General features: G+C 65.0%; 21 protein-coding genes and 1 pseudogene. 16 read left to right on the plus strand and 6 right to left on the minus strand.

From position 1 onward, the window contains the following. Positions 1-78: 78 nt before the first annotated feature. Positions 79-1,002 (minus strand): annotated as a pseudogene (locus FAZ98_RS06290) (DMT family transporter); the annotation flags it as partial. A 286-nt stretch (positions 1,003-1,288) separates the two neighbouring features. Here FAZ98_RS06290 and guaB point away from each other — a divergent pair. The 4 genes from guaB to thpR all read left to right on the plus strand — a co-directional run bounded on the left by guaB (position 1,289) and on the right by thpR (position 5,972). Continuing rightward, positions 1,289-2,749: an IMP dehydrogenase gene (gene guaB, locus FAZ98_RS06295; protein WP_158949786.1), complete on the plus strand. Its 1,461-nt coding sequence runs from the start codon at positions 1,289-1,291 to the stop codon at positions 2,747-2,749. Positions 2,750-2,755: 6 nt separating this feature from the next. Further along, complete coding sequence (locus tag FAZ98_RS06300; protein WP_158949788.1) at positions 2,756-3,496, plus strand: hypothetical protein; 741 nt, start codon at positions 2,756-2,758, stop codon at positions 3,494-3,496. 183 nt (positions 3,497-3,679) lie between these two features. Further along, the gene (gene guaA, locus FAZ98_RS06305) at positions 3,680-5,263 is read left to right on the plus strand and encodes a glutamine-hydrolyzing GMP synthase (RefSeq protein WP_158949790.1); all 1,584 of its coding nucleotides are present in this window, start codon (positions 3,680-3,682) and stop codon (positions 5,261-5,263) included. Between the two features lie 97 nt (positions 5,264-5,360). Then, on the plus strand, positions 5,361-5,972 hold the full coding sequence (gene thpR, locus FAZ98_RS06310) for an RNA 2',3'-cyclic phosphodiesterase (protein ID WP_158949792.1): 612 nt from the start codon (positions 5,361-5,363) through the stop codon (positions 5,970-5,972). A gap of 61 nt (positions 5,973-6,033) precedes the next feature. On the opposite strand, the gene FAZ98_RS06315 is transcribed toward thpR, so the two are convergent. The 4 genes from FAZ98_RS06315 to FAZ98_RS06330 all read right to left on the minus strand — a co-directional run bounded on the left by FAZ98_RS06315 (position 6,034) and on the right by FAZ98_RS06330 (position 9,787). After that, complete coding sequence (locus tag FAZ98_RS06315; protein ID WP_233272676.1) at positions 6,034-6,981, minus strand: sugar-binding protein; 948 nt, start codon at positions 6,979-6,981, stop codon at positions 6,034-6,036. A 219-nt stretch (positions 6,982-7,200) separates the two neighbouring features. Beyond that, positions 7,201-8,196: an ABC transporter permease gene (locus FAZ98_RS06320; protein WP_158949797.1), complete on the minus strand. Its 996-nt coding sequence runs from the start codon at positions 8,194-8,196 to the stop codon at positions 7,201-7,203. A gap of 140 nt (positions 8,197-8,336) precedes the next feature. Next, complete coding sequence (locus FAZ98_RS06325) at positions 8,337-9,077, minus strand: ATP-binding cassette domain-containing protein (protein ID WP_158949799.1); 741 nt, start codon at positions 9,075-9,077, stop codon at positions 8,337-8,339. 236 nt (positions 9,078-9,313) lie between these two features. Further along, the gene (locus FAZ98_RS06330) at positions 9,314-9,787 is read right to left on the minus strand and encodes an Lrp/AsnC family transcriptional regulator (protein WP_158949801.1); all 474 of its coding nucleotides are present in this window, start codon (positions 9,785-9,787) and stop codon (positions 9,314-9,316) included. A gap of 256 nt (positions 9,788-10,043) precedes the next feature. Between FAZ98_RS06330 and FAZ98_RS06335 the strand changes: the two genes are divergently transcribed. Together FAZ98_RS06335 and FAZ98_RS06340 are read left to right on the plus strand one after the other, a co-directional pair. Beyond that, complete coding sequence (locus tag FAZ98_RS06335; protein WP_158949803.1) at positions 10,044-11,468, plus strand: amino acid permease; 1,425 nt, start codon at positions 10,044-10,046, stop codon at positions 11,466-11,468. 157 nt (positions 11,469-11,625) lie between these two features. Beyond that, positions 11,626-12,822, plus strand: a complete 1,197-nt coding sequence (locus FAZ98_RS06340) for an amino acid aminotransferase (RefSeq protein WP_158949805.1) — start codon at positions 11,626-11,628, stop codon at positions 12,820-12,822. 112 nt (positions 12,823-12,934) lie between these two features. Here the strand turns inward: FAZ98_RS06340 and FAZ98_RS06345 are convergent, their stop codons facing one another. Then, positions 12,935-13,102 (minus strand): hypothetical protein, encoded by a 168-nt coding sequence (locus tag FAZ98_RS06345; RefSeq protein WP_158949807.1) that lies wholly within the window; start codon positions 13,100-13,102, stop codon positions 12,935-12,937. A 241-nt stretch (positions 13,103-13,343) separates the two neighbouring features. On the opposite strand from FAZ98_RS06345, the gene FAZ98_RS06350 reads away from it, so the two are divergent. The 10 genes from FAZ98_RS06350 (at position 13,344) to FAZ98_RS06395 (ending at position 22,617) form a co-directional block, all read left to right on the plus strand. After that, positions 13,344-13,751 carry a DnaJ family domain-containing protein gene (locus FAZ98_RS06350; RefSeq protein ID WP_158949809.1) on the plus strand — a complete coding sequence of 136 codons (408 nt, stop codon included), beginning with the start codon at positions 13,344-13,346 and terminating at the stop codon, positions 13,749-13,751. A 146-nt stretch (positions 13,752-13,897) separates the two neighbouring features. Beyond that, positions 13,898-14,491 carry a tRNA adenosine(34) deaminase TadA gene (gene tadA, locus FAZ98_RS06355; protein WP_158951893.1) on the plus strand — a complete coding sequence of 198 codons (594 nt, stop codon included), beginning with the start codon at positions 13,898-13,900 and terminating at the stop codon, positions 14,489-14,491. Between the two features lie 149 nt (positions 14,492-14,640). Next, positions 14,641-15,567, plus strand: coding sequence for a muramoyltetrapeptide carboxypeptidase (ldcA, locus tag FAZ98_RS06360; RefSeq protein ID WP_158949811.1), 927 nt, complete (start codon positions 14,641-14,643; stop codon positions 15,565-15,567). Between the two features lie 323 nt (positions 15,568-15,890). Continuing rightward, positions 15,891-16,613, plus strand: coding sequence for a GntR family transcriptional regulator (locus FAZ98_RS06365; protein WP_199272304.1), 723 nt, complete (start codon positions 15,891-15,893; stop codon positions 16,611-16,613). A gap of 311 nt (positions 16,614-16,924) precedes the next feature. Continuing rightward, complete coding sequence (locus tag FAZ98_RS06370; protein ID WP_158949813.1) at positions 16,925-18,427, plus strand: NCS1 family nucleobase:cation symporter-1; 1,503 nt, start codon at positions 16,925-16,927, stop codon at positions 18,425-18,427. A 22-nt stretch (positions 18,428-18,449) separates the two neighbouring features. Beyond that, the gene (locus FAZ98_RS06375; protein ID WP_158949815.1) at positions 18,450-19,235 is read left to right on the plus strand and encodes an aspartate/glutamate racemase family protein; all 786 of its coding nucleotides are present in this window, start codon (positions 18,450-18,452) and stop codon (positions 19,233-19,235) included. 269 nt (positions 19,236-19,504) lie between these two features. Then, the gene (puuE, locus tag FAZ98_RS06380; RefSeq protein WP_158949817.1) at positions 19,505-20,461 is read left to right on the plus strand and encodes an allantoinase PuuE; all 957 of its coding nucleotides are present in this window, start codon (positions 19,505-19,507) and stop codon (positions 20,459-20,461) included. Further along, positions 20,458-20,979, plus strand: coding sequence for a 2-oxo-4-hydroxy-4-carboxy-5-ureidoimidazoline decarboxylase (gene uraD, locus FAZ98_RS06385; RefSeq protein ID WP_158949819.1), 522 nt, complete (start codon positions 20,458-20,460; stop codon positions 20,977-20,979). Before puuE ends, uraD begins: the two co-directional genes overlap by 4 nt. A gap of 77 nt (positions 20,980-21,056) precedes the next feature. Further along, positions 21,057-22,067: an allantoicase gene (gene alc, locus FAZ98_RS06390; RefSeq protein WP_158949821.1), complete on the plus strand. Its 1,011-nt coding sequence runs from the start codon at positions 21,057-21,059 to the stop codon at positions 22,065-22,067. Positions 22,068-22,092: 25 nt separating this feature from the next. Further along, the gene (locus FAZ98_RS06395; RefSeq protein ID WP_158949823.1) at positions 22,093-22,617 is read left to right on the plus strand and encodes an ureidoglycolate lyase; all 525 of its coding nucleotides are present in this window, start codon (positions 22,093-22,095) and stop codon (positions 22,615-22,617) included. The last annotated feature ends 39 nt before the right edge of the window (positions 22,618-22,656 follow it).

Below are 22,656 nucleotides of genomic sequence, written 5' to 3' on the forward strand. Positions count from 1 at the left end.
GCACTTCGCGGGGTCGTCGATGCCGGGCAACTCGCCGTCGGGCACGATGCCGTCGCCGTGCGCCGTGTCTTCGGGGCCGTTCGCATGCTGGCGCACCGACCAGCTCACGCCGGCAACGAGCAGGCCGATGGCCGCGATTTCCAGCGCGCGCGGCAGGCGATGGTCGTAAATAAAACCGTACAGCAGGGCAAACAGCGTCTCGAAGACGATCATTTGCCCCGAAAGCGTGAGCGGCAGACGCTTGGCCGCGGCGTTCCAAAGCCCGTTGCCGAGCCACGACGCGCCGATCGCCAACGCCAGATTGAGCTGCCAGAACGTGGTCCAGCGCGCCGCGGGCACGGCGTCCTGCACCCAGCCCGAGGGCAACGCGAGCACGCCGAGCCACAACACGCCGCCCAGCGCACCCGTGACCACGCCCCACAGCACCGACCATTCGTTGCCGCTGAAATGCGCGTTGCGGTGCAGATAGCGCGCGTTTTCAACGGCGAACCACGTCCAGCAGACGAGCGCGCCCACGGCGCACGCCAGCCCCGTGATGCGCGTGAGCACGCTTGCCTGCGCGCCCGCCGCGCCGGCGGTGAACACATCCACGTTGATGCACACGATACCGGCCGCGATCATGGCGAGCGGCCAGACGAGGCGGGCGATCGGCACGGCGCCGTGATCGCGCCGGCCTAGCAGCGTAACGGTCACGGGCAGCACGCCCACGATCAGCGAAGCGGGCGCGATGCCCACGAGATGGATCGCGCTCGCGAGAAAGAGGTAATAGAGCACGTTGCCCATGAGCGCGAGCTTCACGAGCGCGACGACATCGGCGTGCGTGAGGCGCGGCCAGACGCGGCGCGCCATGGGCACGAGCGCGGCGAGCGAAACGAGGCCGTACATCACGTAGCGGCCCGCGCTGAGCAGCAGAGGCGAAAACTCCGCGAGCTGACGGGGCGCGACGAACACGGTGCCCCATAACGCGCCGGCGAGTACGCCGTACAACACACCACGCTGCATATCGATAAAACTCCGGAAACGGCGCGCGCAAGAGCACCGGTGATGATGATGCCCGCAGCTTAAGCTCGCGCGCCGCGCGCGTCTTGTTCAATTCTGCACGCGGACGAAACCACGCCACCGACGAAATTCGGGTCGGGGTTATTGCATGCGCCATGCCCGCCGTGTTGTGCGAACAGGGTCAGCCAGCGCGGCATTCGTCTCAAAATCGCCGCTAAGCTCCTGTTCGCACTGATGATTTCCAGGGCGCTATCGCGTATAATCTGCTTTTGCGCCTATAGGATTTGCCATGCGTCTGATCCAGAAAGCACTCACGTTCGATGACGTGCTCCTCGTCCCCGCCTTCTCCGACGTTCTCCCGCGCGACACCAGCCTGAAAACCCGGCTGACCCGCAATATCTCCCTGAACATTCCGCTCGTGTCGGCCGCCATGGATACCGTCACGGAAGGCCGTCTGGCAATTGCCATGGCGCAGCAGGGCGGCGTCGGTATCGTCCACAAGAACCTCACGCCGGTCGAACAGGCGCGTGAAGTCGCGAAGGTGAAGCGCTTCGAATCGGGCGTGGTGCGCGATCCGATCACGGTGCCGCCGCAGATGAAAGTCGCCGACGTCATCGCGCTCTCGCAGCAGCATGGCATTTCGGGCTTCCCCGTGGTCGAAGGCGCCCAGCTCGTGGGTATCGTCACGAACCGCGACCTGCGTTTCGAAACGCGTCTGGACGAGCCGGTGCGCTCGATCATGACGCCGCGCGAACGCCTCGTCACCGTCAAGGAAGGCACGCCGCTCGCCGAAGCCAAGTCGCTCATGCACAGCCACCGCCTCGAACGCGTGCTGGTCGTGAACGATGCGTTCGAACTGCGCGGCCTCATGACCGTGAAGGACATCACCAAGCAAACCGAGCATCCGGCCGCCTGTAAGGACGAGCACGGCAAGCTGCGCGCGGGCGCGGCCGTGGGCGTGGGTGCGGACAACGAAGAGCGCGTCGAACTGCTGGTGCAGGCCGGCGTGGACGTGATCGTGGTCGACACGGCGCACGGCCACAGCAAAGGCGTGCTCGAGCGCGTGCGTTGGGTCAAGAAGAACTTCCCGCATGTGGAAGTGATTGGCGGCAACATCGCCACGGCGGATGCCGCGCGTGCGCTCGTGGAATACGGCGCCGACGGCGTGAAGGTCGGTATCGGCCCCGGCTCGATCTGCACGACGCGTATCGTGGCGGGCGTGGGCGTGCCGCAGATCAGCGCGATCTCGAACGTTTCGGAAGCGCTCAAGGGCACGGGCGTGCCGTGCATCGCCGACGGTGGCGTGCGCTACTCGGGCGACGTCTCGAAGGCGCTGGCCGCCGGTGCCAACGCCGTGATGATGGGCAGCATGTTCGCGGGCACGGAAGAGTCGCCGGGCGACGTGTTCCTGTATCAAGGCCGCCAGTACAAGTCGTACCGCGGCATGGGCTCGGTCGGCGCAATGAAGGACGGCGCCGCGGACCGCTACTTCCAGGACAATTCGGCGAACATCGACAAGCTCGTGCCGGAAGGCATCGAAGGTCGCGTGGCCTACAAGGGCCCGATCAACGCGATCCTGTTCCAGATGATCGGCGGCGTGCGCGCGTCCATGGGCTACTGCGGTTGCCGCACGATCGACGAACTGCACGACAAGGCGGAATTCGTTCAGATCACCGGCGCCGGCCTGAACGAGTCGCACGTGCACGACGTGCAGATCACGAAGGAAGCCCCCAACTACCACGTGGACTAAAACACGATGAAGCCGCTGCTGCGCGTGCTGCTGATTGTCGATGCGTTGACGTTGCTCGGTTTTGGCGTGCTGTTCGTTCTCACGCCCTGGACCTTGCTCTACAACGCGCTGCAACTCGTGCAGGCGCAGCCGGCGCTCGTTGGGCAGGCGTTCGGCGTGGTGCTGCTCGGGTTGGCCTGGGTGGCGCTGCGCGCGGCGTTCGACGGCGCGATGACCGTGCCGGTCGCGCGTGCCATTGGTCACGTGAACTGGATCGCGGGCGTGCTCATGCTGGTGTGGCTGATCGGGCTGCACACGCCGCAGCTCACCACGCTGGGCCAGCTCGCGGCCGGTGCGGTCGGCATCTGGCTGATCGTGCTGGGCTTCGGCGGTGCCAGGCTCGGCGGCGCGGTGCGCAAGCGCGACCGCGTGCTGGCGGCCGAAGCCGCCATGCAGGCGCGCGAGGCGCGGGAAGCCGCGAAGGCGCGCCGCGACGAACCGGTGCTGTACGCGAAGCCGGGTTTCTTGCGTTCGATGCCATGGGGCAAGGCGCGCGACACGGCCACGGTCGTGGAGCCGGTGGAACCCGCCGTGGCTCCGGCCGTTTCGCCCGCGGTGAAACCGGTGATGCCGGAAGCACCCGCATCGTCGATAGCGCCGGAAAGTGGTGCGACGCATGGCACGACATACAGCGCGACGCACGACACGGCGCGCAGTGCCGCCCGCGAAGAGGCCGCCGACGCGCCGAGGCCGCCGCTGCGTGGCTGATGCGCGCGAAACCGGCCCTCGCATCGTCAGCCGGAATGCGCCCGTCGCAAAGACCGCAACGCCTGGAGAAGGTCACGCCGAAGCCACGCGGCTTCGCCTGCCGGTCCCGATGAATTCACGCCGCGCGTGTGTGTTACCCGCGCGGCTTTCTGTATCCGTTCTTTATAGGTCTCGTCCGCTGCCATGCACGACAAAATCCTGATTCTCGACTTCGGCTCGCAAGTCACCCAACTCATCGCGCGTCGCGTGCGCGAAGCCCACGTTTATTCGGAAATCCATCCGTACGATGTCAGCGACGAGTTCGTTCGCGAATTCGCGCCGAAGGGCATCATCCTCTCGGGCGGCCCGAACTCCGTCACCGACCTCGACACGCCGCGCGCGCCGCAAGCCGTGTTCGAACTGGGCGTGCCGGTGCTCGGCATCTGCTACGGCATGCAGACGATGGCCGAACAACTGGGCGGCAAGGTCGACGGCGGCCACGTGCGCGAATTCGGTTACGCCGAAGTGCGCGCGCGCAACCACACGAGCTTCCTCAAGGACATCGAGGATTTCCGCACGAGCGAAGGCCACGGCATGCTCAAGGTGTGGATGAGCCACGGCGACAAGGTCACGCAAATGCCGGAAGGCTTCCAACTGATGGCGTCGACGGAATCCTGCCCGATCGCGGCGATGGCCGACGAGGCGCGCCACTTCTACGGCCTGCAATGGCACCCGGAAGTCACGCACACGGTGCAGGGCCGCGCGATGCTCGAGCGCTTCGTGCTGGGTATCTGCCACGCGAAGGCCGACTGGGAAATGGGCCACTACATCGACGAAGCCGTCGAGAACATCCGCAAGCAGGTCGGCAACGAGCACGTCATTCTTGGCCTGTCGGGCGGCGTGGATTCGTCGGTGGCGGCGGCGCTGCTGCATCGCGCGATCGGCGACCAGCTGACCTGCGTGTTCGTCGACCACGGTCTGCTGCGTCTGAACGAAGCCGAGCAGGTCATGTCGATGTTCGCGGACAACCTCGGCGTGAAGGTGATTCACGTCGACGCCAGCGAAGCCTTCATGTCGAAGCTCGCGGGCGTGACCGACCCGGAAGCGAAGCGCAAGATTATCGGCGCGGAATTCGTCGAAGTGTTCCAGGCCGAAGCGGGCAAGCTGACCGACGCGAAGTGGCTCGCGCAGGGCACGATCTACCCGGACGTGATCGAGTCGGCGGGCAAGGGCAAGAAGGCCGCGCACACGATCAAGAGCCACCACAACGTGGGCGGCCTGCCGGAAACGCTGAACCTCAAGCTGCTCGAACCGCTGCGCGAGTTGTTCAAGGACGAAGTGCGCGAACTGGGCGTGGCGCTCGGCCTGCCGCACAGCATGGTGTATCGCCATCCGTTCCCGGGCCCCGGCCTCGGCGTGCGCATTCTGGGCGAAGTGAAGCGCGATTTCGCGGATCTGCTGCGCCGCGCCGACGCCATCTTCATCGAAACGCTGCGCACCACCATCGACAAGGAAACCGGCAAGTCGTGGTACGACCTCACGAGCCAGGCGTTCGCGGTGTTCCTGCCGGTGAAGAGCGTGGGCGTGATGGGCGACGGCCGCACCTACGAGTATGTCGTCGCGCTGCGCGCGGTGCAGACGCTCGACTTCATGACGGCGCACTGGGCGCATCTGCCGCACGACCTGCTGGGTCACGTGAGCAACCGCATCATCAATGAGGTGCGCGGGATCAATCGTGTGGTGTACGACATCTCGGGCAAACCGCCGGCGACGATCGAGTGGGAATAAGCGTTCGCCGCTGATGGCGGGAACGCATGAAGTAAAAAGCCCGGCGGGCGTCGTCCTGCCGGGCTTTTTTATGCGCGCTTACGTTTAGCGGCGCATCATGGCAACTCGTGCTCACGCGTACGCTGAGGTCGTTGTGTACCCACTCGCTCAACTCGCACTACCGGGATTCGAAGCGCCGCCCTCCGATGTCGTGCATCAGTTGTTTTTCGCGGTAATGCCCGACGCGAACACCGCCGCGAAGATCGAAGCATGCGCACGTCATTGGCAGTCCGAAATGGACGTGAAAGCCCGGCTGCTGCGCACCGAGCGCTTTCACATCACGCTGAATGTACTCGGCGCAGACTTGTACTTGCCACAGCAGTTGATTGACCGCGCACGGGCGGTCGCGGCAAGTCTGAATGCAGCGCCGTTCGAAGTCACGTTCGACCGCCTGGCTCACTTCGGTCGACAGTGGGTGCTGACCTCCAGCACCGGCCTCGAAGCCTTGATCGACTTTCAGCAAAAACTCGACAGTTTGCTCAAGCAATCGCATCTGAAAACCCGCAACGCACACTTCACGCCGCATCTCACGCTGCTTTACCACAAACGCAAATTCCCCACGCGCGAGATCGAACCGATCACGTGGACGGTTCGCGAGTTCGTGCTGATCGACAGCTTGCAGGGCGAAACGCATTACGAGTACAAAGGGCGCTTCCCGTTGAACGGGTAACGTGCAATAAAACAGGCGGTTCATCCCGCCGACTAAACCGCCTGCCCAGTCGCCGCCGCCCTCAATGCTTCAAACACGTATCCGCATTCTTCCACGTGCAGATGTCGAGGCCCGTGTGAACGATCGGCTTCACCGTCTTGCCCTCGGCGAGATCGCGCATCACCATCGCGGCCTGATAACCCATTTCCTCCGGCCGCTGCCCAACGAGCGCGTTGACCTTGTGGTCCTTGAGCGCCTGCAATTCCGGCCCGAGCGTATCCGCCGAAACGATCGCGAATTTGCCGCTCGCGATCTTGTCCATGATCGGCGCGACCACCTGCGAGTACGCCTGCGGTGCGAATAATGGCCAGCCGCCTTCGAACACGAACGCGTCGAGCCCGCTGGCATTCGCCGTGAGCGTGTCCTGCATCATCTGATTGGCCTTGGCGGCGTCGTCGTTCACATAGAGCGGACACGCGCTGATCTCGCGCCAGTTGTTCTCGCCAGCGAGCTTGGTCACGCCTTTCTTGCCGCTCAATGCGTCGCGCGTGCCCTGGGCGCGCTGGTTGATGTTTTCGGCCGCCGGGTTGCCCATCACGAGGCAGATGTTGCCGCCTTTCGGCATCAGCGCCTTGAGTTGCTCGCCGAGCTTCACGCCGAGTTCGTAGTTGTCGGTGCCCACGTACGATTTGCGCAGCGACTGGTCCTTGGGCAGGAGATCGGCGTCGGCGGTGATGATCGGGATCTTCGTGTTGCGCCGGCGGATCACTTCGGCAATCGCGGGCGCGTTCGACGGCGAGATCGCGATCGCCGAAACGCCTTTCGTCAGCAGGTCGTCGATGATCTGCACTTCGGCGCTTTCGTCGGCGGCGGTCGCCGGACCCGTGTAGTAGCAGGTGAAGCCTTGCTTGCTCAGCTCCTTGTTGGCGCGATCGCATCCTTGATGCATCAGGTCGAAGTAGGGGTTGTCGAGGCCCTTCACGACCAGTGCGAGGGTCTTGTCGGCGGCGAACGCGGAGGAGGCCAGCATGGCGAGCCCTCCGATCGCAGCAATGCACATCCACGTCTTCCTCATGGCTTCCTCCGGTTCGGCGCCGCGGTGAGCGGCACGCGTGTCTCGTTGCGCTTTCGTGATGTCGTGAAGTTGTATCGTCGATCGACTTCTCTTGCCGCGACCGGATTCGCCGCCCGGTCATGCTGCGCCTCCCACCGCACGCGAAGCGCAAGGCGCGCCGCGCACGGAGTCCTGCTAACTGCGCTCGCGGTCGCCGCCGAGCCGGTTGAACAGCACCGCGACGATGATGAACGAGCCGACGACCGTGCCCTGCCAGAACGAGTCCACGCCGAGCAGGATCAAGCTATTGCGGATGACTTCGATGAGCGCCGCGCCCACGACGGTGCCGAACGCGCTGCCGATGCCGCCCATCAGATTCGTGCCGCCGATCACGGTCGCCGCGATCACGCGCAACTCGTCGCCGGTGCCGAGGCCCGTGGTCACCGCGCCGAGCCAGCCCACTTCGAGGATCGCCGCCACGCCCGCCATGAGGCCACCGAGCACGTAGACGGAACAGATCACGCCGCGCACCGGCACGCCCGTGAGCCGGGCCGCGTGCCGGTTGCCGCCAACCGCGAATACATACCGGCCCCAGCGCGTGTAGGTGAACGCGAACCAGAACAGCAGGGCGAGGACGATGAGAAACCACACGGGATTCGCCACGCCGAGCGTCGAGCCGCCGCCGAGCGCGAGCAGCTTGCTGCCGTCGGGGCCGAAGTCGAAGATCGTACGGCTGCGCGAGATCACCAGCGCGAGGCTGCGGCCCACGCTCAGCATGCCGAGCGTGACGACGAAGGGCTGCATGTCGAGATAGGCGATCAGCACGCCGTTCACGAGTCCGACGAGTCCGGCGGTGAGCAGCGCCATGCCGATGCCGGCCCACAGCGGCCAGCCCGCGTTCATCACGACGGAGAGCACGATGCCGCTGATGCCGATCGTCGAGCCCACCGAAATGTCGATGCCGCCCGTGACGATCACCGCCATCATCCCCAGCGCGACGATGGCGACGAACGCGAAATTGCGCGTAACGTTGAAGAGGTTTTGCTGCGTCGCGAAACTGCTGGTCGCGAACGACAGCACGACGCACGCGACGACGGTCGCGAGCACGACCCAGAACACCTGGCTCGCGAGCATCTGCGTCCAGCGCGTGTGGGTTTTCGCGGCCTGCGGGTCGTCGAGCAGGGTCGGCATGGAACCGGGCCTTTCCGGCGCATCGTTCAATTGATTCGTCTCCTCGGGGGCGCCTCGTTCGCCGCTGGCGGGCGGCCGGGTTCAGCGTTATCGGCAAATATCGGCAACAGTCGGCAACCATCAACGGCAATCGGCGCGCTTCAGGCGGCGGCGATCGCTCCCGTGATGAGGCCGGTGACTTCTTCCGGCGACGAGGCCGCGGTGAGCTTGTCGGCGACCTTGCGGCCGCGCCGCATGACCACCACGCGATGCGCCACCTCGAACACGTCGGGCATGCGGTGGCTGATGAGGATCACGGCGATGCCATGCTCGGAGAGTCGCTTGATGAGTTCGAGCACTTCGGCGACCTGGCGCACGCTGATCGCGGCCGTGGGTTCGTCCATGATGACGAGCCGCGCGTCGGACAAGCGCGTGCGCGCGATCGCCACGGCCTGGCGCTGGCCGCCGGACATCTGCCGCACGAGATCGCGCGGGCGCGTCTCCGACTTGAGTTCCTTGAACAGCTCGCCCGCGCGGCGGTACATGGCCGCGTGATCGAGCACGCGGAACGGCCAGATGCCGATGCGCGGCTCGCGGCCGAGAAAGACGTTGGCGGCCGCCGTGAGGTTGTCGCAGAGGGCGAGATCCTGATAGACGACTTCGATGCCTTTGGCGCGGGCGTCGACGGGCTTGTGGAAATGGACGGGCGCGCCGTCGATGAGGATGTCGCCGTGAGAGGGCGGAAAGTTGCCCGCGATGACCTTGACGAGCGTGGACTTGCCGGCGCCGTTGTCGCCCATGAGCCCGACCACCTGGCCCGGCTCCAGGCTCAAGGTCACGTCGTTCAGCGCGTGGATCGCGCCGAAATGCCGGGAAACGCCTCGGAGCTCAAGAAGACTCATGGACTGTCGCGCTCGCTCTCGTGGGGCCGGCCGGCGATTGCAACGCGGGCGGGACGGCCGATAGACGTGCTGATCAGGATATTTTTTAGAGCACGCCGGGGCTTTTAGCAAGACTATTTCATTCGGGCCGCGGGCGAGGCTGCTGGCGGGCCGTCGATGAGATAAAATTGCGTTTTGGCCGAAGCGCCGCGCTAGCCGGGCTTTGGCCGGGATCGAGCAGGATCGGCGCCGCGCGTTCAGGCCTCGAGCGGCATGGCGCTCGTGCCTTTGAGTTCGTCGAGACAGACGATCGACTGCGCGCTGCTCACGCCGGGCGCGCGCATCAACGTATCGAGCAGGAATTCGGAAAGCGCCTTGAGATCGCGCGCCACCACCTTCAGCACGTAGTCGATATCGCCCGTCACCGAATAGCACTCCTGCACCTGCGGCAACGTCGCGACCAGTTCCTTGAACTTGACGAGCTCGCGCATTTGCCCGCGCTCCATCGTCACCTGAATGAACGCCACCACGCCAAAGCCGAGCGCCTGGGCGTCGAGCCGCGTTTCGTAGCGCCGGATCACGCCGAGTTCTTCCAGCCGGCGATGACGCCGCAGCGTTTGCGCGGGCGAAAGCTTGATGGCGGCCGCGAGGTCGAGGTTGGAGGCGCGACCGTGCTCCTGAAGCGCGGCGAGGAGCCGCATGTCGATCGCGTCGAGCGAGAGGTTTTGCATTTATCTTGCCTGAAACGGGTTCAAAGCGAGAACAAATTGTACCAATGAGGGTTTGTCAGCGTACCAGATGAAATCTTATTTTTTAGCGCCGACGCTACACTGGGCGCACTCCGTCGGGCTGTCGGCCTATTCCGACGGGCAACAACGCGCGCCGGCGCACAAGGTTGCGCGCGCAATTTTATTTCACGAAGCGGTGCGAGCGTTCTACCCGGATGCTTCGACGTCGTTTCGATAGAGCGGAGACAGGAAGAGACACATGGTTTCAGACGACAAGCGTGACCCCCAGACCACGCACGACCTGCCTGACGAGCGCAGCGGCCATCTCAAACGCGGCCTGAAGAATCGCCACATCCAGCTGATCGCGCTGGGTGGCGCGATCGGCACGGGCCTCTTTCTCGGCATCGCGCAAACCATCCAGACGGCCGGCCCCTCGGTGCTGCTCGGCTACGGCCTCGCGGGCATCGTCGCGTTCTTCATCATGCGGCAACTGGGCGAGATGGTCGTGGACGAGCCCGTGGCCGGTTCGTTCAGCTATTTCGCCGACAAATACATGGGCCCGTTCGCGGGCTTCCTCTCGGGCTGGAACTACTGGGTGCTCTACGTGCTGGTGAGCATGGCGGAGCTGTCGGCGGTCGGCATCTACATGCACTACTGGTGGCCGGCGCTCCCCACGTGGGTTTCGGCGCTGGTGTTCTTCGTCGTCATCAACGGCATTAACCTCACGAGCGTGAAGTCGTACGGCGAGCTCGAGTTCTGGTTCGCCATCATCAAGGTGCTGGCCATCGTGGGCATGATCGGCTTCGGCGGCTGGCTGCTGGTGTCGGGTTCGGCCGGTCCGGAAGCGGGCGTGTCGAACCTGTGGCGCAACGGCGGCTTCTTCCCGCACGGCGTCACGGGTCTCGTCATGTCGATGGCGGTCGTGATGTTCTCGTTCGGCGGGCTCGAACTGGTCGGTATCACCGCCGCGGAAGCCGACGATCCCTCGCACAGCATCCCGCGCGCGACCAATCAGGTCATCTACCGCATCCTGATTTTCTACATCGGCGCGCTCGGCGTGCTGCTCTCGCTGTATCCGTGGCAGAAGGTGGTGGCGGGCGGCAGTCCGTTCGTGCTGATCTTCCACGCGATGAACAGCGAACTCGTGGCCAACGTGCTCAATCTCGTCGTGCTCACCGCCGCGCTTTCCGTCTACAACAGCGGCGTGTATTGCAACAGCCGCATGCTCTACGGTCTCGCGCAGCAGGGCAACGCGCCCAGGGCGCTGCTCAAGGTCAGCCGGCGCGGCATTCCGCTGGCGGCGCTCGGCGTTTCGGCTCTCGCCACGGCGGCCTGCGTGGTCATCAACTACTTCATGCCGGGCAAGGCGTTCGAACTGCTGATGGGGCTCGTGGTATCGGCGCTCATCATCAACTGGGCGATGATCAGCCTGATCCATCTGAAGTTCCGCCGCGACAAGGCGCGCGCCGGTGAGACGACCGCGTTCCGCAGCCTCGGCTATCCGCTCACGAATTACGTGTGTCTCGTGTTCCTCGCGGGCGTTCTCGTTGTAATGTATCTGATTCCGGATTTGCGGATTTCCGTGTACCTGATTCCGGTGTGGCTGGGCGTGCTGGCGGTGGCGTACCGCCTGTGGTGCCGCAAGGCCGCGCCAACGCTGCAACGCGGCATGCCCGCGCGCTGAGCCTGGATTCGCGCCGCGCTGCACCACGCCAAGTGTCGATGGCGATGTCGACCTCGCGGGCGCAGCGCCCGGCAGCGTCAGGCTGCACCGTACCTCGCGTCGCGCAGTGAACCGATTGAACCGAGTGAACCGATTTTCTTCCTGAAGAGCTGACAGCATGTTCGAACATATCGATGCCTATCCCGGCGACCCGATCCTCTCGCTCAACGAGAATTTCCAGAAGGACCCGCGTCAGAACAAGGTCAATCTGAGCATTGGCATCTATTTCGACGACGAAGGCCGTCTGCCGGTCATGAAGGCCGTTCACGAAGCCGAGGCCGCGCTGCTCGCAGAACCGGGCGCGAAACCGTATCTGCCGATGGCGGGCTTCGCGCAGTATCGCGACGCGGTGCAGCAACTCGTGTTCGGCGCGGCGTGCCCGTCGCGCGCGGCCAACCGTATCGCGACCGTGCAGACGCTCGGCGGTTCGGGCGCGCTCAAGGTGGGTGCCGATTTCATCAAGCGCTATTTCCCGGCGAGCCAGGTGTGGGTGAGCGACCCGACGTGGGAAAACCATCGCTTCATCTTCGAGCGCGCGGGCTTCACGGTGAACACCTACCCGTACTACGACGAGGCGACCGGCGGGCTGAAGTTCGACGCGATGCTCTCGGCCATCGACGCGCTGCCCGCGAAGAGCATCGTGCTGCTGCACGCGTGCTGTCATAACCCCACCGGCGTCGATCTCGACCGCGCGCAGTGGGAGCAACTGATCGACGTGCTGCAAAAGCGCGACCTGCTGCCGTTCGTCGACATGGCGTACCAGGGCTTCGGCGCGGGTCTCGACGACGACGCCTTCGCGGTGCGCGAACTCTCGAAGCGTGGCGTGCCGGCGTTCGTGGCCAATTCGTTCTCGAAGAACTTCTCGCTCTACGGCGAGCGCTGCGGCGGCCTGCACGTGATCTGCGAAGACGCGGCAGCGGCCGACCGCGTGCTCGGTCAGCTCACGGGTTCCGTGCGCTCGAACTACAGCAATCCGCCCACGCACGGCGCGAAGATCGTCACGCGCGTGTTGAGCACGCCGGCGCTCAAGCAGTCGTGGGAGCAGGAACTCACGGCCATGTGCGAGCGCATCGCGCGCATGCGCGTGGCGATTCACGACGGCCTGCGCGCGCACGCGAGCGAAGCGGCGCTCGCGCGTTACGTGAAGCAGCGCGGCATGTTCACGTACACGGGCCTGAGCGAGAAGCAGGTCGAGCGTCTCAAGGAAGAGTTCGGCGTGTACATCCTGCGTTCGGGCCGCATGTGCGTGGCCGGTCTCAACGAGAAGAACGTGAGCGTGGTCGTGGACGCGGTCGGCAAGGTGATGAAGGACTGAGCGATCTAAAGGCGAGGGCTTCGTGATTCGTGACGCGGCCCTCGATCGACGAAAGCTGGAAACGCCGCTGGCGGCCCGCGAAGTTGCGGGTTCATCAGCGGCGTTGTTGCGTTCAGAAGCGGAAACTGGTGCCGCATCCGCCGAAGAAGCCGCCGCCGCTCGCGCCGGCGCCGCCGCAGAAGACGCCGCAGCCCGTGAGGCTGGCGGCTACGAGCAGGCCGAGCGCGGCGAGGCGCAGGTGGCGCAGCGTGATGGCGGTTAGGGAAGGGCGTGGGTTCATCGTCGAGCACCGGAAAATTGCGCAGAGCGGTTCAGGCTACGCCTATTGCGCGAGCGGTTCCATCGGACGATTCCAGGTTTCGACGGCGAAACGATGCGTCACGAATCATTTGGCATCAATCGTCAGGGTTGTCAAGTTGTCAGAAGCAGATGACGCACATGTCAGAAGTGTGGCGGGAAGCGGGCGGTTTTTCAGGAATTACCCTGATAGAATGCGTGGGCCGCAACGTAGTGGATTGCCGATGAAATTGCTTGATGCCCTCGTCGAACAACGGATTGCCGCCGCAGCTGCGCGCGGTGACTTCGACGACCTGCCGGGTGCCGGAACGCCGCAGGAACTCGACGACCAGCTCGTGCCCGAAGCCGTGCGCGTAGCCAACCGCATCCTGAAGAACGCCGGATTCGTGCCGCCCGCCGTGGAACAACTGCGTGCGCTGCGCGATCTCGAGCAGGCGTTCGCCCAGGAAGGCGACAAAGCCGCGCGCTGCCGCCTGCGCGCGCGAATGCTCGCGCTCGACATGGCGCTCGAATCGCTGCGCGGCGGACCGATGGTCGTGCCGCAGGAATACCGCCGCCGCATTGCCGAGCGCCTGTCCGAGCGCGCTGCGCTCGACATGGATTCGTCCGGGCTTGCCGCGGGGGCCGCGTGACGGGCTTGCCCGCACACGACGGCTCGAGCGGCTCGACTGGCGCAGGCGCGAGCGGCGAGGGTGCGCAGACGCAACCCGAACCCGCGGCGCCGTCCAGCGTCGAACCCACCGATACCGCTCCGGCCGATTCCTCTGCCGATTCCGCGCTGGACGACGCACTCGTGCCGCCTGCCGCGCCGGAACCCGAACTTTCCGCCGAACCCCTCAGCGAACGCGACCGCCATTTCATGCGCCTCGCGCAGGCCGCTGCCGAAGAAGCGCGCGCGGCCGGCGAAGTGCCCGTGGGCGCCGTGCTCGTGCGCGGCGACGAAGTGATCGCGAAGGGCTTCAATCATCCGATCGGTACGCACGATCCGTCCGCGCACGCCGAAATGGCCGCCTTGCGCGCCGGCGCGCTCGCGCTGGGAAACTACCGCTTGCCCGGCTGCGAACTGTATGTGACCCTCGAACCCTGCCTCATGTGCGCGGGCGCGATCATGCATGCGCGCATCGCGCGCGTCGTGTTCGGCGCGCACGATCCCAAGACGGGCGCTTGCGGCAGCGTCGTCGATGCCTTCGCCAACGCGCAGCTCAATCACCATACGAGCGTAGCCGGTGGTGTGCTGGCGGACGAGTGCAGCGCGGCCTTGCGCGCGTTCTTCGCCGAACGCCGCCGCGCGAGCCGCGAGGCCCGGCAGGCGCAACTCGCGGGCGCCCAAACCGCCGACAAGCACGGACCGAACCCGGATACGGCCGGTTAGGTACGGCCGGTCAGGTCCGGCCGGTTAGGTGCGGCCGACCTGGCACGGCTGGCCGGGCAGGGTCGCCTGGGCGCGACCGGCCCAGGCAAGCGCCAGCCCGGCCAATCCGACGAAGCCGGAATCCCGCTTCAGGCTAACTTCGCATCGACATGACTACACATCGCCACATTGAACTGATCGCGCCGTCAGGCTATCCGCAGGACCCGGCCGTCGTGCATCGCGCGCTGGCGCGGTTGCGCGCGCAAGGCCATCGCGTCAGCGGCGTCGAGGCGACCGAGCGCCGTTATCAGCGTTTCGCCGGCACCGACGGTCAGCGCGCCGCCGAGATCAACCGGCTCGCCGATCCGTCGCGCGATCTGCCCGATATCGTGCTGGCCGTACGCGGTGGCTACGGCGCCACGCGCATCCTGCACGGGCTCGATTACGAAGGGCTGCAGAGCCGGTTGCGCGATCAGCCGATCGCGTTCGTCGGCCACAGCGACTTCACGGCGATCCAGCTCGCGCTGCTCGCGCGCTCGGGGCTCAAGACCTTCGGCGGCCCGATGCTTGTAAGCGATTTCGGCGCGGAAAATCTCAGCAGTTTCACCATGCATCACTTCTGGGACGCGCTCTCGAAGCCGAACTTCACGCTCAAGGTGAACGCGCCGCAGACCCGCGCGGCGAGTGTGGCCGGGCCGTTGTGGGGCGGCAATCTCGCGGTGCTCACGTCGCTGATCGGCACGCCGTACATGCCGCCCGTGGAAGGCGGCATCCTCTTCGTCGAGGACGTCAACGAGCAGCCGTTCCGCGTGGAACGCATGATTTATCAGCTGCATCTGTCGGGCATCCTCGCGCGCCAGCAAGCGCTCGTGCTCGGCGACTTCTCCGGCGGCAAGTCCTACGACTACGACAACGGCTACGATTTGCGCGAGATGGTGGAGCAGATCCGTTCGGTGATCGGCATTCCGGTGATCACGGGTCTGCCGTTCGGCCATATTCCGGATATGGTCACGCTGCCGATGGGCGCGCAGGCGCAACTCGAGGCCACGCAGCACGGCTTCGAACTCAACGTGAGCGATTATCCGCATCTCGGCTGAGCCATTTCGACGGTTTTTCGTCGCCAGCAAGACGTCTTTACGGCGTCTTTTTAATTGACCATATTCGCAACTAACGGCCAGATAATTGCTGCACCATCGAATGTTCCCACGACCGGCAGCGCGCCAGATTGTTGACAAAAAATCTTGTGATTTCACGGCGATGAATCCCCGAGTCGGTGCGAAATTCCCTGATTCGATGCGTTTTTCACCGTGGAGAGGCATTCATGCCCAGTACTGGACGTGGGTGTCTTCCCCAGGTTTGCCGATAAAATTGTTGACAATGTTTATGTCCAACCTAGCATACCGAACATAGAGATCACGTCATGCCCAAGACCGCCATGGACGCCGAAGCAACCGGTACGAAACCCGAAGCGATTGCCGCGCGTATCCGCGCCGCGATCCTCGAGCACCGTTTGCCGCCCGGCGCGAAGCTGACCGAAGCGCAGTTGTGCGAAGTTTTTGGCGTGAAGCGCGGCCCTATCCGCCAGGCGCTCGCGTTGCTCGCGACCGATCACCTCGTCGACCTGGAGCCGAATCGCGGCGCGTTCGTCGCCAGCCCGTCGCTTCAGGAAGTGCACGAGGTGTTCGAGATGCGGCGGATCATCGAACTGGCGGTGGTGGGGCGCATCTGCAGCGCGCAGCACGGAAATCGTCGGCTCAAGAGCATCAGCGAGACGATCCGGCGCGAGCGCAAGGCGTTCGAGAGCCGCGATTTCCCCACGTGGATCCGCCTCTCGGGCGAGTTCCACACGGCGCTCGCAACGCTCACCGGCAACACCGTGCTGTGCGATTGCCTCAACGGCCTCGTCGCGCGCTCGACGCTGATTTCGGCGCTCTACGAATCGCCGGGTCGCAGCCCGTGCTCGTTCGACGACCACGCGGAGATCATCGAAGCCCTCGAAGCGGGCGACGAAAAGACCGCCGCCGATTTGATGATGCGGCACTTGCAGGGCGTCGAGCTGCGCATGCTCGACCGGCCCGCGGGCGCCTCGGTGGATTTGCAGGACGTATTCGGAGTGCGCGAAGCGGGCGTGCTCGTACGCTGAGGATTCCGAAGCGAAGTTCCAGCGATCAGGGTTGGCAAGACGCGGCGCGCGCGAATTCAGATTGATTCGTCGAATACCGCGCGCCACGGCTGAAACAGATGGAGTGACCGCGCCCGCCCCAGGGCGCGGTATCGGCAAGGTACGGCGGGCAGGGCGAACAGGGCGCGCGCAAGCGGCGACCGGCGCCGCGCCTGCGGTGCCGAGCCAGTCGCAGACATCGCGGCGGCCGCGGTTAATGGCGGTCCGCATGCGTTTCAAGGCGTTCTCACGCGTCTTTTTTCCGTCGGCGTATCCATCCCAAGGAGCGGATCATGGCTCATTTCAGCGCATCACCCGGCAGTCCCGCAGTGCCCGACTTCGATTCCGCCGAAGCAGACCTGCGCCTGCCCGGCGGCGTTTACAGCGAGCGCTTGTACAACGAAGACCTCGCGCCGCTACGCGAGCAAACCTGGGGCGCGTACAACATCTTCGCGTTCTGGATGTCCGACGTGCACAGCGTCGGCGGCTACGTGTTCGCGGGCAGCTTGTTCGCACTCGGCCTCACGAGCTGGCAAGTGCTCGTTGCGCTGATCGTCGGCATCTCCATCGTCAACGTACTCTGCAATCTCATCGCGCGCCCGAGCCAGCGTCATGGCGTGCCGTATCCGGTCGCGTGTCGCGGTACCTTCGGCGTGCTCGGCGCCAATATTCCCGCCGTAATTCGCGGTCTCATCGCCGTCGCGTGGTACGGCATTCAGACCTATCTCGCGTCGAGCGCGCTCGTTATCGTCGTGCTCAAATTCGTGCCGCAACTGATGCCTTACGCCGACGTGCACAAGCACGGCATGCTCGGGCTGTCCGCCATCGGCTGGGCCGGTTTCATGACGCTTTGGGTGTTACAGGCGTTGGTGTTCTGGAACGGCATGAACACGATCAAGAAGTTCATCGACTTCGCGGGGCCGGCCGTCTATGTCGTGATGTTCGCGCTCGCGGGCTACATGGTTTATCGCGCGGGCTGGCAAAACATCGGCCTCAATCTCGGCGGCGTGAAGTATCACGGCACGGAAGTGATTCCCGTTATGATCACGGCGATCTCGCTCGTCGTATCGTACTTCTCGGGCCCGATGCTGAATTTCGGCGACTTCTCACGCTATGGCAAATCGCTCAAGAGCGTGCATCGCGGCAACTTCTGGGGCTTGCCGGTCAACTTCCTCGCGTTCTCGCTCGTCACGGTGATCACGACCTCGGCTACGCTGCCCGTGTTCGGACAACTGATTACCGATCCGGTCGAAACGGTGGGCCGCATCGACCATCCCACGGCCGTGATCCTCGGCGCGCTCACGTTCACGATCGCGACCATCGGCATCAACATCGTCGCCAACTTCGTTTCGCCGGCGTTCGACTTCTCCAACGTCGCGCCGCGTCTCATCAGCTGGCGTGCGGGCGGCATGCTGGCCGCGGTGGCGTCGATCTTCATCACGCCGTGGAATCTCTTCAACAATCCGGCCGTGATCCACTACACGCTCGACGTGCTCGGCGCGTTCATCGGTCCGTTGTACGGCGTCCTGATCGTCGACTTCTACCTCGTGAAGCGCGGCCGTCTCGCCGTGGGCGACCTGTATTCCATGTCGACGTCGGGCGCGTACTGGTATCGCAATGGCGTGAACTGGCGTGCGGTCGCGGCGTTGCTGCCGGCCGCCGTGATTGCCGTGATCTGCGTGATGGTGCCGTCGTTCGGCGGCGCGGCGAACTTCTCGTGGTTCATCGGCGCGGGGCTGGGCGCCTTGTTCTATCGCGCGTTCACGTTCGGCGAACGCGCGCGCGCCAAGGCCTGAAGCCCTACGTGGAGGAGACATCATGCGTATCAAGCTCATTAACCCGAATACCACGCAGCGCATGACCGTGGCGATGGAGGAGTGCGCGCGCGCCGTGATCGCGCCGGGCACGGAAGTGGTGGCGGTGAGCCCGACCATGGGTCCACCGTCCATCGAAGGCTATTACGACGAAGCGCTCGCCACGCCCGGCCTGCTCGCCGAAGTGGAAGCGGGCGAGCGCGACGGTTTCGACGGCTACGTGATCGCATGTTTCGGCGACCCGGGCCTCTACGCCGCGCGCGAGCTGGCGCGCGGTCCCGTGGTGGGCATTGCCGAAGCCGCGATGCACGCGGCGAGCGTGCTCGCGCCGGGTTTCTCGGTGGTCACGACACTCGCGCGCACGCGGACGATGGCGTGGCATCTCGCCGAGCGTTATGGCATGACGCGCTTTTGCCGCAACGTGCGCGCCATCGAGGTGGCCGTGCTCGAACTCGACGAACCGGGTTCGGCCGCGCGGCGGGCCATTGTCGACGAATGCCGGCGCGCACTCGAACAGGACGGCGCCGACGCCATCGTGCTCGGCTGCGCGGGCATGACGAGCCTGTGCGCGCAGGTGGAGGACGCGCTGGGCGTGCCGGTGGTCGACGGCGTGACGGCGGCCGTCAAGTGGGTGGAGGCGCTGGTCGCGCTGCGTCTGACCACCGCCAAGCGCGGCGACTTCGCCCGGCCGCTCGCGAAGCGCTACGAGGGCGAGTTCGCCCGCTTCAGCCCGACCAACCCGGCGAGCGCGACGGAACCGCCGCCAGTGCGGCCGCTGCGCTACGGCTAGCCGCCAATGCCCACGTTCGCCAAAACTGCGGGTAAACGCGTAAATCATGCGTCATGCGGTAGAGCGAGGCGCCCACGGCACATACACCTCGCTTGACCCGCACTATCTGAGTGCGCGTATGGGCGCGCCAGGACGATTTCGCTACACTGGACCGGTCCTGTCGGTGGCTCGCCATGCTCCGCTAAAAGTCCCGCACGGCAGGCCGGACGGGCGCTAGCGGTCCGTGTCCGTGCATCGACATTTCCTTCCATTCGACTGAATCGACCAGCATGCCACTCGATCCCCACTATCCACGCGATCTGATCGGTTATGGCCGGCATCCGGTGCAGGCCAACTGGCCCGGCCGGGCGCGCGTCGCGGTGCAGTTCGTGCTCAATTACGAAGAAGGCGGCGAGAACTGCGTGCTGCACGGCGACCCGGCCTCCGAGCAGTTTCTCTCCGAGATCGTTGGCGCGGCGGCGTATCCCGCGCGCCATATGAGCATGGAGTCGATTTACGAGTACGGTTCGCGCGCGGGCGTGTGGCGCATCCTGCGCGAGTTCGAGAAGCGCGGGCTGCCGCTCACCGTGTTCGGCGTGGGCATGGCGATCGAGCGGTATCCGGATCTCGGGCGCGCGTTCGTCGAACTCGGTCACGAGATCGCGTGCCATGGGTATCGCTGGATTCACTATCAGGACGCCACGCCCGAGCGTGAAGCCGAACACATGAAGCTCGGCATGGAAGCGATCGAGCGCATCACGGGCCAGCGGCCGCTCGGCTGGTACACGGGCCGCGACAGCCCGAACACGCATCGTCTCGTTGCGGAATACGGCGGCTTTCTCTACGACTCCGACTATTACGGCGACGACCTGCCGTTCTGGATGGACGTCGAAGTTTCGGGTGGCAAACGCTCGCCGCAACTGATCGTGCCGTACACGCTCGACACCAACGACATGCGTTTCGCCACGCCGCAAGGGTTCAATACGGCCGATCACTTCTTCACGTACTTGCGCGACGCGTTCGACGTGCTCTACGAAGAAGGCGACGAAGCGCCGAAGATGTTGTCGATCGGCATGCATTGCCGCCTGCTCGGCCGCCCGGGGCGTTTTCGCGCGCTGCAGCGCTTTCTCGATCACATCGAAAACCACGAGCGCGTGTGGGTGACGCGACGCGTCGACATCGCGCGTCACTGGCGCGAACATCATCCTTATCAACCGCAGCAGAACGACCGCGGGGCGACCGCATGAAGGCCATGCACTACACCCTCGAACAACTGAATCACGCATCGGCCGACGCGTTCGTCGCCGCGCTTTCGGGCATCTTCGAGCATTCGCCGTGGGTCGCGGAAGCCGCCGCGCAACAGCGGCCGTTCGCGAGCATCGAAGCGCTGCATCGCGCGATGTCGCAGATCGTCGAAGCCGCGGGCGAAGCGAAGCAGCTCGCGCTCATCAATGCCCACCCGGAGCTTGCGGGCAAGGCCGCCGTGCGCGGCGAACTCACCGCCGAATCCACCCGCGAGCAGAGCGGCGCGGGCCTCGGCCAATGCACGCAGGAAGAGTTCGATAAATTGCACGCGCTCAACCGGCAGTACCGCGAGAAGTTCGGCTTTCCGTTCATCCTCGCGGTGCGCGGCTACGATCGCCACGGCATCATCGCGAACTTCGAGTCGCGCGTGAACAACGACCGCGCGCAGGAAGTGCGCGCGAGTCTCGACCAGATTTATCGCATTGCGCGCTTTCGGCTCGACGAGCTGATCGACGCGTAATGCCGTACGTCGGTGCGCCGCGTGCAACTTGCGCGGCGCGCCGGTTTGATCCACCGAAAAGAACCAAGGAAGACAAGATGGCCATTCCGACTCTCGATCCCAACGCTCCTGACTTCACGCGCCGCTACGTGAATCTCGCGGACCCGCGTCTGGGCGCGCAGGCGCTCGAGGCGAGCGACGACTTCTTCGCGCCGAAGGAGCGCATGCTCAACCCGGAGCCGGCCGTCTTCATCCCCGGCAAGTACGACGATCACGGCAAGTGGATGGACGGCTGGGAAACGCGCCGCAAACGCATCTCGGGTTACGACTGGTGCGTCGTCAAGCTGGCGCGTCCCGGCGTGATCAAGGGGCTCGATCTCGACACGAGCCACTTCACGGGCAACTATCCTCCCGCGGCCTCGGTGGAAGCCGCGTACGTCGCCGATGGCGCGCCGAACGGCTCGACGCAATGGACTGAGATCGTGCCGTCGACCTCGCTCAACGGCAACAGCCATCATTACGTCGACGTCACGAGCGAGCAGCCCTATACGCACTTGCGCGTGAATATCTATCCCGACGGCGGTATCGCGCGTCTGCGCGTCTACGGCCAGCCGCAGATGGACTGGCAGGGCGCGAGCCGCACGGAGCTGTTCGATCTCGCGGCCATGGAAAACGGTGCGTATCTCGTGGGTGCGAACAATCAGCATTTCGGCCTGGCGTCCACTTTGCTCATGCCGGGTCGCGGCGTGAACATGGGCGATGGCTGGGAAACGCGCCGCCGTCGCGAGCCGGGCAACGACTGGGCGATCATCGCGCTCGCGCAGCCGGGCATCATCAAGAAGATCGAAGTCGACACGGCGCACTTCAAGGGCAACTATCCCGACCGCTGCTCGTTCCAGGCGGCGCGCGTGACGGGCGGCACGGATTCGTCGCTGGTGACGCAGGCCATGTTCTGGCCGGTGCTGCTCGGCGAACAAAAGCTGCAGATGGACAATCAGCACGATTACGAGAGCGAGCTGGCTTCGCTCGGCCCGGTCACGCACGTGCGCTTCAACATCTTCCCGGACGGCGGCGTGTCGCGCGTACGTCTGTGGGGGACGCTCGCGTGATAAGCAATTCGCCAATGAGGCCAGCATGAGCGACGTGAAAACCACCCTGACGATCGAACCGCTCACGCGCGAGGCGTTCGCGCCGTTCGGCGACGTGATCGAACTCGAAGGCGCGAAGCAGATTCCGATCAACCTCGGCACGACGATCCGCTTTCACGATCTCGCGAAAGTGGACGTGACGGAAGAGGGCGGCCGCACGCTCGTGAACCTGTTTCGCGGTCAGCCGCGCGTGTTGCCGTTCGAGGTGAAGATGCTCGAACGGCATCCACTGGGCAGCCAGGCATTCGTGCCGCTCAACGACAAGCCGTACCTCGTCGTGGTCGCGCCGGCGGGCGACCTCGATGTGACGAAGATGCGTGCGTTCGTCTCGCGCGGCTGGCAAGGCGTGAACTACGCGAAGGGCGTCTGGCATCATCCGCTCATCGCATTGGGCGAGGTCAGCGATTTCGTCGTCGTCGACCGTGGCGGCGAGGGGCTCAATCTCAACGAGCAGGACTTGCCGGAGTCGTTCTGGTTGACGCAGGAAGCCATGGACGCCGGTTTGCGCTGAGCCACATCGCACCCGGCGGCAAGCCGCAACGAAAAAAGC

The organism is Paraburkholderia acidisoli (assembly GCF_009789675.1).
Lineage (GTDB): Bacteria > Pseudomonadota > Gammaproteobacteria > Burkholderiales > Burkholderiaceae > Paraburkholderia > Paraburkholderia acidisoli.

Bases quoted from the DNA above. Each gene is read 5' to 3' on its own strand.
- FAZ98_RS06320 (WP_158949797.1), bottom strand. From the start codon at position 8,196: ATGCCGACCCTGCTCGACGACCCGCAGGCCGCGAAAACCCACACGCGC.
- guaB (WP_158949786.1), top strand. From the start codon at position 1,289: ATGCGTCTGATCCAGAAAGCACTCACGTTCGATGACGTGCTCCTCGTC.
- FAZ98_RS06375 (WP_158949815.1), top strand. From the start codon at position 18,450: ATGCGTATCAAGCTCATTAACCCGAATACCACGCAGCGCATGACCGTG.
- guaA (WP_158949790.1), top strand. From the start codon at position 3,680: ATGCACGACAAAATCCTGATTCTCGACTTCGGCTCGCAAGTCACCCAA.
- FAZ98_RS06335 (WP_158949803.1), top strand. From the start codon at position 10,044: ATGGTTTCAGACGACAAGCGTGACCCCCAGACCACGCACGACCTGCCT.
- FAZ98_RS06340 (WP_158949805.1), top strand. From the start codon at position 11,626: ATGTTCGAACATATCGATGCCTATCCCGGCGACCCGATCCTCTCGCTC.
- ldcA (WP_158949811.1), top strand. From the start codon at position 14,641: ATGACTACACATCGCCACATTGAACTGATCGCGCCGTCAGGCTATCCG.
- FAZ98_RS06395 (WP_158949823.1), top strand. From the start codon at position 22,093: ATGAGCGACGTGAAAACCACCCTGACGATCGAACCGCTCACGCGCGAG.
- uraD (WP_158949819.1), top strand. From the start codon at position 20,458: ATGAAGGCCATGCACTACACCCTCGAACAACTGAATCACGCATCGGCC.
- thpR (WP_158949792.1), top strand. From the start codon at position 5,361: ATGGCAACTCGTGCTCACGCGTACGCTGAGGTCGTTGTGTACCCACTC.
- FAZ98_RS06370 (WP_158949813.1), top strand. From the start codon at position 16,925: ATGGCTCATTTCAGCGCATCACCCGGCAGTCCCGCAGTGCCCGACTTC.
- FAZ98_RS06330 (WP_158949801.1), bottom strand. From the start codon at position 9,787: ATGCAAAACCTCTCGCTCGACGCGATCGACATGCGGCTCCTCGCCGCG.
- FAZ98_RS06350 (WP_158949809.1), top strand. From the start codon at position 13,344: ATGAAATTGCTTGATGCCCTCGTCGAACAACGGATTGCCGCCGCAGCT.
- FAZ98_RS06345 (WP_158949807.1), bottom strand. From the start codon at position 13,102: ATGAACCCACGCCCTTCCCTAACCGCCATCACGCTGCGCCACCTGCGC.
- FAZ98_RS06315 (WP_233272676.1), bottom strand. From the start codon at position 6,981: ATGCTGGCCTCCTCCGCGTTCGCCGCCGACAAGACCCTCGCACTGGTC.
- alc (WP_158949821.1), top strand. From the start codon at position 21,057: ATGGCCATTCCGACTCTCGATCCCAACGCTCCTGACTTCACGCGCCGC.
- puuE (WP_158949817.1), top strand. From the start codon at position 19,505: ATGCCACTCGATCCCCACTATCCACGCGATCTGATCGGTTATGGCCGG.
- FAZ98_RS06365 (WP_199272304.1), top strand. From the start codon at position 15,891: ATGCCCAAGACCGCCATGGACGCCGAAGCAACCGGTACGAAACCCGAA.
- FAZ98_RS06300 (WP_158949788.1), top strand. From the start codon at position 2,756: ATGAAGCCGCTGCTGCGCGTGCTGCTGATTGTCGATGCGTTGACGTTG.
- FAZ98_RS06325 (WP_158949799.1), bottom strand. From the start codon at position 9,077: ATGAGTCTTCTTGAGCTCCGAGGCGTTTCCCGGCATTTCGGCGCGATC.